General features: G+C 58.7%; 13 protein-coding genes. 2 read left to right on the top strand and 11 right to left on the bottom strand.

Features of this window, described 5'->3' with window-relative positions; all coding sequences use genetic code 11:
• Nucleotides 1–28: 28 nt before the first annotated feature.
• The 11 genes from FNJ47_RS07840 to FNJ47_RS07890 form a co-directional block, all read right to left on the bottom strand.
• Complete coding sequence (locus FNJ47_RS07840; protein WP_163152295.1) at nt 29–1,066, bottom strand: EscU/YscU/HrcU family type III secretion system export apparatus switch protein; 1,038 nt, start codon at nt 1,064–1,066, stop codon at nt 29–31.
• Nucleotides 1,063–1,878, bottom strand: a complete 816-nt coding sequence (gene sctT, locus FNJ47_RS07845; RefSeq protein WP_163152297.1) for a type III secretion system export apparatus subunit SctT — start codon at nt 1,876–1,878, stop codon at nt 1,063–1,065. The genes FNJ47_RS07840 and sctT overlap by 4 nt, the downstream gene beginning before the upstream one ends.
• A gap of 696 nt (nt 1,879–2,574) precedes the next feature.
• The gene (locus FNJ47_RS07850) at nt 2,575–2,850 is read right to left on the bottom strand and encodes an EscS/YscS/HrcS family type III secretion system export apparatus protein (RefSeq protein WP_025038819.1); all 276 of its coding nucleotides are present in this window, start codon (nt 2,848–2,850) and stop codon (nt 2,575–2,577) included.
• Nucleotide 2,851: 1 nt separating this feature from the next.
• Entirely contained in the window at nt 2,852–3,517 is a 666-nt protein-coding gene (sctR, locus tag FNJ47_RS07855; protein ID WP_050420712.1) for a type III secretion system export apparatus subunit SctR, read from the bottom strand.
• A complete protein-coding gene (gene sctQ, locus FNJ47_RS07860) occupies nt 3,510–4,565 on the bottom strand; it encodes a type III secretion system cytoplasmic ring protein SctQ (protein ID WP_175068357.1) in 1,056 nt (351 codons plus the stop codon). Before sctQ ends, sctR begins: the two co-directional genes overlap by 8 nt.
• A gap of 57 nt (nt 4,566–4,622) precedes the next feature.
• Nucleotides 4,623–5,159 (bottom strand): hypothetical protein, encoded by a 537-nt coding sequence (locus FNJ47_RS07865; RefSeq protein WP_163152299.1) that lies wholly within the window; start codon nt 5,157–5,159, stop codon nt 4,623–4,625.
• Nucleotides 5,135–6,490, bottom strand: a complete 1,356-nt coding sequence (sctN, locus tag FNJ47_RS07870) for a type III secretion system ATPase SctN (RefSeq protein ID WP_163152301.1) — start codon at nt 6,488–6,490, stop codon at nt 5,135–5,137. Before sctN ends, FNJ47_RS07865 begins: the two co-directional genes overlap by 25 nt.
• Nucleotides 6,487–7,110, bottom strand: coding sequence for a type III secretion system stator protein SctL (gene sctL, locus FNJ47_RS07875; RefSeq protein ID WP_163152303.1), 624 nt, complete (start codon nt 7,108–7,110; stop codon nt 6,487–6,489). Before sctL ends, sctN begins: the two co-directional genes overlap by 4 nt.
• Complete coding sequence (locus FNJ47_RS07880) at nt 7,107–7,727, bottom strand: nodulation protein NolU (protein WP_163152305.1); 621 nt, start codon at nt 7,725–7,727, stop codon at nt 7,107–7,109. The genes sctL and FNJ47_RS07880 overlap by 4 nt, the downstream gene beginning before the upstream one ends.
• Before the next feature lie 22 nt (nt 7,728–7,749).
• The gene (sctJ, locus tag FNJ47_RS07885) at nt 7,750–8,526 is read right to left on the bottom strand and encodes a type III secretion system inner membrane ring lipoprotein SctJ (RefSeq protein WP_163152335.1); all 777 of its coding nucleotides are present in this window, start codon (nt 8,524–8,526) and stop codon (nt 7,750–7,752) included.
• Nucleotides 8,527–8,621: 95 nt separating this feature from the next.
• Complete coding sequence (locus tag FNJ47_RS07890; protein ID WP_235999638.1) at nt 8,622–9,143, bottom strand: nodulation protein NolB; 522 nt, start codon at nt 9,141–9,143, stop codon at nt 8,622–8,624.
• A 193-nt stretch (nt 9,144–9,336) separates the two neighbouring features.
• Between FNJ47_RS07890 and FNJ47_RS07895 the strand changes: the two genes are divergently transcribed.
• Both FNJ47_RS07895 and FNJ47_RS07900 read left to right on the top strand, forming a co-directional pair.
• Nucleotides 9,337–10,050 carry a secretin N-terminal domain-containing protein gene (locus tag FNJ47_RS07895; RefSeq protein ID WP_235999640.1) on the top strand — a complete coding sequence of 238 codons (714 nt, stop codon included), beginning with the start codon at nt 9,337–9,339 and terminating at the stop codon, nt 10,048–10,050.
• Between the two features lie 288 nt (nt 10,051–10,338).
• The gene (locus FNJ47_RS07900; RefSeq protein ID WP_163152307.1) at nt 10,339–10,968 is read left to right on the top strand and encodes a hypothetical protein; all 630 of its coding nucleotides are present in this window, start codon (nt 10,339–10,341) and stop codon (nt 10,966–10,968) included.
• The last annotated feature ends 194 nt before the right edge of the window (nt 10,969–11,162 follow it).

Genomic DNA, 11,162 nt, shown 5'->3' on the forward strand with positions numbered 1-11,162 from the left:
TTCGCCCGAAGGTCTGAACGTATCGACGCTATACAAGGCCGGCGGCAAACACCGCCTTTGCGACTCTCTCGAAACAATCCATCGGAACGGCCTTGCCCATCGCACCTTTGCGGATCAGCTGCCGCGCCAACACATGATCCTCGACGATGCTCAGACGCTGGGCCCGCGCCTGCGCCAGTAACTGTGACGCCACCGCGCCTTCACCGCGGCACACCAGCACCGGGACGCCTGTCTCGCCCCGAACGTAGCGCAGCCCAATCACCGTCGCCGGTCCACTCAGTATCAATGTTGCCCGGTGGATGCCGAGCGGAGACTCGTTCGCCGACTCGCGACGGATCCTGCGGTGTTCACCCTTGATGTGCGGATTACCATCCTGTTCCTTGGACTCGCGCTTGGCCTCGCTCTGCGTCATGCGCATGTCGCGCAGGAATAACCAACGCTGAATGAACAGATCGGCCAGCCCACCAATCAAAAAGGCGCCGGCAGCAATCGTTATCAGTACTTTCAGCTCGTTAAAGACAAAACCAAGGCAGCTTAAATCGCACACCGGCAAATAGACCAGCGCCCTCCAACCTGCGAGCACAGTGAAGAGGAACGTGGCACCAAGAACCAATACTTTGACGAGGGACTTTCCAAGCTCGACAAGCGAGCGCTGGGAGACAATCCGCTTCAGCCCTTTGACCGGATCCAATTTCTCAAAACTGGGTTTCAACGGCTCGACGGAAATCGTCAACCCGCCGTTGGCCAAGACGCCGGCCAAGATGGCGGCAACCAACGCCGTACCCAGGATGGGAGCTACGGCTGCCATAGAAAGGTCCATCAATCCGACCAACGCCTGCCCGACCGCGCTGTTGAACGGCCGGCCCTGCAGCTTGTCGATGAGCCGCACGGCTTCGCGCCATGCGTCTACGATCGGGCCCGCCCTGAAGCACAGGCAGCCGAAACCAGCGCAAAGGCTTGCCGCGGTCACAAAGTCGGCGCTGCGCGGGCTCTGCCCTTTCTTACGCGCGTCCCTCAGCTTCTTGTGACTTGGTGGAAGCTTTTTCTCTTCACTCGTGTCGTTCATTTCAAGAACTTCTCGAGCCACTCCAGCACACCGTCGAACTGAACGATCTCGGCTCCCATATATTCGATCAGGAAGACGGCGTAGCTCACCATAATGATGCCAAAGGCGGCGTTCTTGATAGTCGGAGAGAGGTCGTTCAGCTTGATTTGCGGCGCAAAGCGCCCGAGCAGCATGAGGGATACGTCAATCAGAAGCAGCAGAGCCAGCACGGGCCCGGCGACCACGAGGGTCGTATGCATGATATGGTCGAGAAGCTTGATAAACTCCATTGCCCCCCGCTCGGTCAGGGGCGGTAGCAGTCGATACACGGGCCAGATCAGATAACTTCCGTAGAGGCACCTGACCATTGTCTGCAGGCCCCCCGATACAACGAAGATCGTAACCGCCGCAGTTCCGAGAAAGAGCCCCATTGCGGAGGTTTGACTGCGCGTCGCAGGATCGTCTACCTGGCTTGAGATGCCGCGCTGGGTATCAATGATGTCACCAACCGCTTGGATGCTCCAAAGTGGTATGCTGAGCAGAAAGCCGAATAATAGGCCGATAAATATCTCCTTCACGCCGAGGAGCGCGACCGCAATCATACGGGTGCCGGGATCCAGCGTCTGCAAGCCGCTCTTGATTTGCATCAAGCAAGGCAATCCAATCACAACCGTCGCGCTTGCGCGGATCATCCCGCTAATGTGCGGCCGGGTGAATACCGGATGAACCAGCATAATGCCAAGCGCCCGGGCCGCGCCAAGTCCGGCCGCAACGACGAATTCGACGGCAGTCTGAACCAGACTTTGCGTCTCGGTGGGTGACAACGCATCCATTTGAGCTCAGCTCGCCGCTCGCTTCAAGCCAATCTAATCGCCCGTGCCTCGCCATGATGCGAGTCGTCAAGCACTCTGCTGGTCATCTACCTCGTGTCCTAGCGGTTGCAGAGCGACACCTAGCGCCAGGCCAGGTCAAGCGCTTCAACTCTCCGCAGCCACGGCTGTCGCCAATAAGGTATGACCATTTCAAGATAGGACCCGCCGAATAGCGCCGCTGCAAGGCCAGCAAGCCAAGCTCCTTCGAGTCTCACCGGCCGCAGGGCGGTGCTGATGATCTGGAGCTTCGGAGCTTCCATCAATTCAACAGTTTGCGGAGATCGGTCCCGGGCGGCACCTTCATCGCGGCATGATCCATCAGAACGTCAAAACCGTACGGCCGCTTGAGATCAAAGCGGTTCGCCTGTCCCCCTAGTTGATAACTCGCCAGGTTAGACATCGAGGGCCAGGCCTTACCGCAGGTCATTCCATCGTGAGCAAGATTTGAATTGAGTGGATGTCAATTTCAGACGAGATCATTCTTCCTCCGAAGGCCCATCGAGCCGAACAGGACAGTTCGGATATCTATCTGCCCATGCTAGTGAGGCGAGCTTTCGGTAAGCTGACGAAACTCGCCTCTTCTGGTCACGGTTCACAATGAGGACAGACAAACGCGACGCCATAGCTTTAGGCTTGGTCAGCCTTGCGTTCCCCGCACTAATACCTCGCTGTGAGCGCGGGGAACTCAGTGAAGATATGCTGGGCTTGTTCGATTAGCGGCGCGCTCAGCACCGGGGCAAACAGAACGAGCACCGCGACGACGACGAGGAGCTTCACTGTCAGTGGCAAGGTTTGATCCTGCAGCTGGGTTGCTGCCTGCACGATGCCGATACCCAATCCGGCCACGAGAGCTGCCAGGAGCGGCGGCAGAACCCAGATCATGAACAGGACAAGTGATCGGCTCAGGTGGGTGAGGATGCTGGCTTCGTCCATCTCAACCTCCGGGCGTTGCGTAGCTTAACACCAATCCGTGCATGAGCCGCGACCAGCCGTCGATTGTGACGAACAGAAAGAGCTTGAAAGGAACGGATATCATTGTTGGTGACACCATTGACATGCCCATGGCCATCAGAATTGTCGTCACGATCAGGTCGATCGTGATGAACGGAAGATAGAGAAGGAAGCCAATCTCAAATGCACGCTTAAGTTCCGAGATCAAAAAGGACGGCACGAGAATTGCTAAATCATCGGCTGATGCGTTGCCGCGCATCTCATCCGACCAGATATGTTCCGTCGATGACAGGAAGAACGTGCGCTGTTCCTCAGTGGTGAACTTTTTGAGGTGGGCGCGCAGCGGCTCGCTGCCCTCCTTGGCGGCGATCAACCAGTCGTCGGCGGTTTGGTAGCGAAGTTGCGGATCGGTCACGCGATTGTAAGTCTGCTCGAACACTGGAGCGCCTATGAACACGGTAAGAATCAATGCAGCGCCATACAGGACGATATTCGGCGGTATGGACTGAGTTCCGAGCGCGTTGCGAACCAGGAAGAGAACGACAGAAACCTTTATGAAGGCGGTCGTTGTGACGACTGCGAACGCCAGCAGGCCAAGGCCGACCGTCGCCGCAAGAAGCGCAAGGATGCTCGGTTGAATGTCAACCATTGACTGCCAACCTGCTACGTAACCGGATCCCAAGCGCCTCACCGATGCGCACGATGTCGCCCCGGCCGATCAATTGACCGTTGGCTACAATATCGACTGGACCGTCCAGCGGCCGCCCAAGTTCGAACACGTGTCCCTCGTTGATGCTTCTCAACGTACCCAGCGGGATAGGCCAGCGGCCGCATTCAAAGACAAGCGTGATCTCAACACTGTCGATGTCGGCTTCCGAGGGCGGGATTGCTTGTTCCGTTTGGGAGCGTATCGTCATATCTACATACCTTAGAGGATGGGGCTGCAGGCGGAATGGTCCGCGAAGGACAAGTCTGTCGTCCGCGGCCTGCGCCGGCGCCCACAACTTGTCCGCCGTGAGGATCAGCTGGCTATGGGCAAAGGGAATGACGTCGGGCAGCAGTGCGTCGCCGGGCTGTGCTTGGCGAAGGAGCCTGACAGGCGCCCGCAGCGAGCCGATCTCTCTCGCAATCACGACCGGCAATTCCGACGAAATCTTGCCTTGCTCTCGCGGTAATTGGCCAATCGACTCGCCCAACAAGCGGAACGCAGAAGGAATCAGACCGTCAAGAGGCGCGAACAAGAACAGGCGGGCCTTTCCTGCCAGCGCTCCGATGGCAACATCGAGCTCCAGATAGGGGTCTTTCGCCGTTGCGTCTTCGATGCGGATCAGCTGCACATTCGATGCGAGCACGTTCTCTAATCCAACGATCCAGGGTGCCAGTGCAAGCTCGAGAACGAGCGAGCGGGTTGGGTCGGAGGGTAAAGTAAGGCCCTGCTGGACTGTTGAAATCAGTGTCTCGACGAGAAGGCGAGGCAAGGACAAAACAGCTGTCTCGCCTCCGGCGCGAAATACGCAGTCGAGCATTGACATGGCATATGGCTCGGCCTGCCAGACCAGCCGGCTCACACGGATGGATAGCGGCTTGTCGCCAAGGCGGCTCTGCAGGACGGTGCGCCGTGCGGCAATCTCGTTGACCCACGAGACCACTTCATGCGCCAGCTTCACCGCTGGCTGAAAGAGTGCGGGTTCAGCCACGGCACTTACCGACAGGTTGCACAGGCGCAGTTCGCGACGTCATAACAGAACCAGCCATTAGAATGCCCCGCCGATCGTCTGGCTGCGCGAACCACCCTGATATCGGAGCAAAACTTCATCGTCGGCGTCGATTTCGGCCGCAGACTCCGAACGGACGGCGGTCGCTCGCTGGACATTTCCCTCAATCTCTTGCCATTTCTGGCTCGCCGCCGAACGCCCGGCCCATAGTGCCCGCGCTTCATTCACCGCCCGCTGGGTCTCCTCGTGCGCGATGCGTGCCTGCACAAGCGCCTGACGCGCCGATTCGATCTCTACTGCCAGTCGCCCAAGGACGAGGTGACACCGTCGATCGAGTTCGGTCACGGACGTTGTCTCGAGCTGCGCCAGTTCCCGATAAAGTTCAGCTTCGACCTTGGCGCGATGCTTCTGCGTGGCTTCAAGATCCTTAGACGCCCGCTGCAGCGCGTCGGCTGCAATTCGGCGGTTGTCTTCCATGCTCGACAATTCACGAAGCGCGCTTCGCTCCCTCATGTCTTTCACCAGCCGCAATTTCGACGCTTGCACGGGATTCAGGCCGTGAGACGCGACATCCATGAAACGGTCTCCTCAAAGCTGGACGGCTCGTCCTGTCCCTGGCGCAAGAATGCGCGCAGTTCCTCGATTGACCCGATTGCCCGATCAGTCAGCGGGTCGCTGCCGGGCTTGTATTCACCGACCTTGATCAGGAACTCAGCTTCATTGTAGCGCGAGAGCAGATCGCGGAAGACGGAGGCCGCCTTGCGATGTGGCGCGGAGGCGACCGCATCCATGACACGACTTCGGCTCGACAGCACGTCGATGGCGGGAAAATGCTCGCGCGAAGCCAGTGCGCGCGAAAGAATGACATGACCATCGAGAATGCCGCGCGACTCTTCGGCGATCGGATCGCCCGTGCCGTCACCTTCGACAAGCACTGTATAGAATGCCGTGATGGAGCCCCGCTCCCCCATACCCGCGCGTTCCAACAGACCGGGCAGCAGCGCAAAGACGGAAGGAGGAAAGCCGCGCCGGGTCGGAGGTTCTCCCGCGGCGAGGCCGATTTCGCGCATCGCACGGCTAAAGCGCGTCAGCGAATCCATCATTAGAACGACCTGCAGTCCTTGATCACGAAAATACTCCGCGAGTGCGGTCGCCATATGAGCGCACTGCGCCCGCTCCATTGCGGATCGATCGGATGTCTCAACGACAACGATCGTGCGCGCAATGGCATCTCCAAGATGACGCTCAATGAATTCACGCACCTCGCGGCCGCGCTCTCCTATGAGTGCAACTACGGTGACATCAGCGGCCGCCCCTTTTACAATTTGCGACATCAGCGTCGACTTACCGCACCCAGCATCTCCATAGATTCCGATCCGCTGACCTTCGCCACACGTCAGAAGCCCATCCAACACGCGAACGCCGAGAGGAAATGGTTGCTCGATGCTACGCCGTTTCATCGGGTTGGGTGCCCTGCCGCGGAGCGGACAAGTATGGACCGTCTTTATGGGCCCCTTGCCATCGAGTGGACGACCGAAGCTGTCGATCACGCGACCGAGCAGGCCGGGCCCGACTGACACTTCCTGCATGCGCCCGGTTGGGACCACTTCCGCGCGGTGTGACAGGCCCGCCATATCGCCGATAGGCGTCAGCAGAACCCCATCCGGCAACAAACCGATGACTTCGGCCTCAAGCGCCCATCCGGATGCGTGATCCTGCAACAGGCAAAGTTCTCCGACACGGGCCCCTGGTAATACGGCATGAAGTAACGTGCCGATCGCCCGCGTGATCCGTCCCCGCACAGCACGCGTATCGACGTCCTTTGCTGCGGACCTTACAGATGCCAGCGCCGCATGCAAATCTCCTTCTCCGGCCGCTTGATCATGGTCTGATCGTTGCATCGTCACGATTCGCCTTCCTGAGAGGACGGATCAAGCCTGAGACGCAATTTGCGGAGCTGTGCGGCAAGTCCTAAATCCACATTGCCGAACTGGCTCCACAGAACGCACTGGTCAGGCCCCATAGCCGGGTCCGGATCAATTCTGACTCTCGGCCGACCATCCGTCCCGTCGAACGCTTGGAATTCATGTCTTAGTGCATCAGCGTTCACAGGAGACACGTGAAGGCATACTTCTGCGCTGCCATATCTTTGCTCGACGGCGTGACGAACGGTCCTTACCAGCATCTCCCCGGGATCAAAGGAGCCCAGCAGGTCGGTCAATATCTCAAGGACGAGCTGTGGCAACTCCTGCTGCAGAACGGCCTTTCGCCGGGCCACATCGGAAGCAGCTCGGGCGATCAGCTGCGCCATTTCGTCCGATCCTGACCTAAGACCCTCGCTGTGGCCGCGCTCCCGCTCTTGCTGATGGGCTTTGCTTGCCCAGCTGCGAACCTGCCGCAGATAGCGGTCGGCTAGCGCACGCGTCTGCACCGCATCGTACCAGATGCCGAGTTCCGCGGCTGGTATGAGTGGACCAAGCGGCCGTATCCGTGGGCTATCTGGCCGGGCTATTTCATCGGCCGTCATGCCGCTGGCGCCTCGCTGGCCAAGTGGGCTACCACCAAAGACAGCAAACGACTCGCTGCGTTGTGGTGTTCGGCTGCTGGGGATTCGGCGGCGGTCCCCACAGGTAAACGGAAAAGGACGCGCACACGGTCAAGCTCTGATGCGTCCTTGAGCCAGGCACCAAGGCACGCATGTCCGTCATGTTCAATCTGGCTCGATAGTTTATGCGGATCGACAATCGATGTGGTCGCGACCGCGCCAGATAAGTGTCGGATTGAGAACGCCTGCGCTTCCGCACCAATATTTTCGATCAGAATCGCCACATCATGCTTTGACACAAGCTTCAGCACCGAGCGGGCGTGCCAGATACTGCCAGCGAGCAGGGCCGCCCGACGCGGATCATGCCCGAGCAGAACGTCCCTGCCCCAGTCAGTTCCGTTCGAGGCCTCCTCACTTTTCAGCAGCAATTCGGCCAGTCTTTGCTGCAGCCTCGGAGTCTTCTGCAACTGCAGTACTGTGGTCTCCGACAGGAGCCCATCAAGATGGCCGGCCAAACGGCTGGGATGGATCAAGGCGGCAAACTCGCGCAGGCGATCGGAATGCGCGTTGAGTAAATGATTTTGGTCGCGGGATACCATCGATACGGACCTGAATGCCCGCCTACTTCGCATCGGAGGGGAGCTTTTTGCCAACGGACTGGACCGCTGGCTTGCTGGCACCACTGCCGAGATTCATCAGCTTACGCCAGGATTGGCGAAGTTGGCCACCACGTACGCTCAGCAGTACGCAAGATAGGATGCCCAATACACCGAGCGCACCTCCTGCGCCGATCGCAATGGGAGCCGAGACGAACCTGGTTGACTCGTTTGAAGCTGCCGCTGGCGTAACCGAGACCTCATGCTGAGTCCGCTCAACGGGCACGAACACGACCGCCACCTTGTCGTATGATAGACCTTCGATGCTGTTGGCGACGAGCATCTTTATCTGCGGCAGCAAGGCTGAGAGCTTCGCGTTGGAGGCGTGCCGAATGAAAACCGACGCCGAGGACGGGGTTGCATCCTGCCGCAAAAGATCATTCTTCGGCAGAACGACATGAACACGGGCGGAGAGAACCCCATCAATATCGTTGATCGTGCGCGACAATTCTTCGCTGAGGGCATAGACGTAGCGGGCCCGCTCCTCAACCGGAGAGGCAACGAGCCCCGACCCCTTGAACACCTCACCAAGGCTCTTGAAGGGCTGGCGCGGCAAGCCCTGGTCATTTAGCAACTCGATGGAATAGGCGAGCTGCTTTTCCTCGACCTGAATGGTGCTCGTCCCATCCTTGCCGATAACCCGGATGGCATCGACACCCCTGCTCAGCAGCAGCCCAAGCATCTCGTTAGCGTCACGCTCCTGAACTTTGGTATACAGATCGGTTTTGCAACCGGTGAGCATCGGTAAAAGCAGCAGCAGAACAAGAGCATGAAGCCGCTTGCTCGCGGGCCGACCGTTACCGATCTTGCCTTTCGTCAAGACAGCCAACGGCCCGCTCAGCCTGCCGATAGAAGCTTATTCAGAGATGAACTGACGGCACCTGTCCCTTTGGAGATGAGCGAAACCTGGACGACGCCGCTGTAAACATCGCGCAAATTCGTCAGCGCCGAATCGAAATGATCCGCACCTTCCGGCTTGTCCGCCGAATGCACCTCGACTTTCTGCGGCCGCAGGAGCGGTTGCGCGGCCGGCCCAAGCTGGAAACTCTTCGCAGGATCAGGGTCGCCGACGAGCGTCGGCGAAACTGCACCTCCAGGAAATGGTTTGCCCTGGTGGATAGCAGAAATGCTCTGAAGGACGCGATCGCCAAGCGGGCTCGCCGGCGTGACTGCGCGCTGCACTTCCGGCACCAATGACACCGGCGCGCGCTCGGTCACAGAAGAGGCGCCCCCTTGTTTCAAGGCGGCCTGCGCGAGACTCTCGTGAAACTGAGCGTGTGCCAGCGAACAGCCGCTGGAGGCACACTCGACGGGGTTGGTGGAGACCGACGCAATTCCAAGCCACATGGGAGAAATCATTTCTGTCACGTTGTGAGATTAGCCATTCGCTCGCATGAATAGGCTGGCACCCTAGAGAGGCAAGCTGACCAAAAGCTGACGAGCATCTGTCATCGAATGATCACGGTTGGCTTCCAATTTCCGGCGAAGCGTCGGCCTCCAAATTTTGGGACGAATTCCAGTGCTTAGTCTCAAGTAGAAGAAAATCGCAGAAATGCTCATCTCGTCTACAAGGCTGCATATCTTGAAGAAAGTTCTCTATGTTGGTGTTTTCATTTGCTTGGGCGCCATCAAGGCGCTCGGCGCCCCGCTGGCGCTGCCGTCGACGCCGTATAGTTACACAGTGCTGGATCAGGACCTCGCGGCCGCGCTGCAGGAGTTCGGCAACAACCTCAATATCAGAGTCAATATCAGCACCGGGGTGAAGGGACGAATTCGCGGGCGAATGCCGGATCTCCCACCGCGCGAGTTCTTCGAACGGTTGATCAATCTCTACAATCTTCAATGGTACTACGATGGGCTGGTGCTCTACGTATCTGACGCGCATGAAGCGCAAAGTCGCCTTCTGGTGCTGAGTCCGATCAGCTTTGATGCGTTCAAGGCGGCACTCGATGCACTCAACATCTCGGATGAGCGCTACATCGTGAGAGCCGTACCGGGCGATGGCCTCGTCTTCGCGTCCGGTCCGCCTCGCTTTATCGCACTTGTGGAGCAAACACTCAAAGGACTGGTGACGGAGGCACAGGCGCGACGAGACCCCATCGGAGTCGAAAAGCCGCCGCCGCATGAATCGGTTTTGATGCTGTTTCGTGGATCTTCCAGCGTGGTCGTTCGCGAAGGACGACCGAATGACGCTCCTTCGCCCGAGCTATCACATCAAGACGGCGTGGCTCACGCGCCCGATACTGGCAAGAGAAGGAACCGATGATAACAGACGGGTCAGGAAGAGATGTGATTCCTCTGTTTACGCCCTCCGTCAGCTTTTCGAAAGCTGCTGCTGTCATTATCAGAGGGCAGCTGTCTAGCGGCTAGGTCGCAAGATAGGCAATAAATGTCCGGCCGGCGCCATGGATGCTCGAAACGGAATCCTGGCGAGCAATGCTTTGCCTCCTTAGCGCTTTATACGAACCTTGGAAAAGCTCCACCAAGTCCGTCATGCAAATGAACTTCGTCGCATCGGATGAAAGCCACTCTTTACTGCAAAAGGAGGAACAGGATGGACTTCAATGCGCTAAGCGGAGCAGACGAGAGTCCACACGCCCACTCGGCCTCATCGCCCGACGATCGAACTGAGTTTGAGCGTGAACTGATGGCATTGTATGAAATGCCCGAATACAACCAGGACCTGATTTGGCAGGAGCTGGGAGGCCAAGCATCGCGCGGCGAGCCGTCATTGATTGGCAGCGAGCAGTCCAATTCCCAACAAGCGGCCGCTCAAGATCGCGCGGAACCCTCCGATTTCGGCAAGAACCCGGTTTGGCAAGATCTTGAGCCTGGACGCATGCAGGCGGGGTCACCTCACGCCGGACGGTCCCGAGGGCGGCCCGCGCTGCCCGTACGCGTCGCGCCGCCGGAACTTGGCGATTTCGTCATGGCGAACGGATATCTCGCCAGGGACAACTGGGTCTTCATCGGCCAAACAGCTACGCCTGCTCAGATCGAGATGCTGAGAGGCCGTGACGTCATGCCGAACAGAAATGTCCGGACTACAACGTTCACCATCCTGGGTGTGCCTCACACAGCGCAATGGCGAGCAGAAGGGTTCATTCGTCTCGAACCTTCGCTGGACGCCGCCCTTGGGCCTGCAGGTTCGGGCGGACACCCGCCAGGTGACGAAGTCCAATGACATTGACAGATGCAGAGGTGCATCTGAGATCCGAGGCGTCCGGAGTACCATGCGCCGCTCAACTTTTGGGCGATGGATTGATTCGTGCGTCCACCCCGGCAATCTGATCCGATTATGCTGCATCGGCCCGATCGGGCAGACGCCAACAAACTTGTTTGACGCGCAAGCGCGAGCTGGCCGCGCGCTGGTGAGTT

This window comes from Bradyrhizobium uaiense, assembly GCF_010811875.1.
Taxonomy (GTDB): Bacteria; Pseudomonadota; Alphaproteobacteria; order Rhizobiales; family Xanthobacteraceae; genus Bradyrhizobium; species Bradyrhizobium uaiense.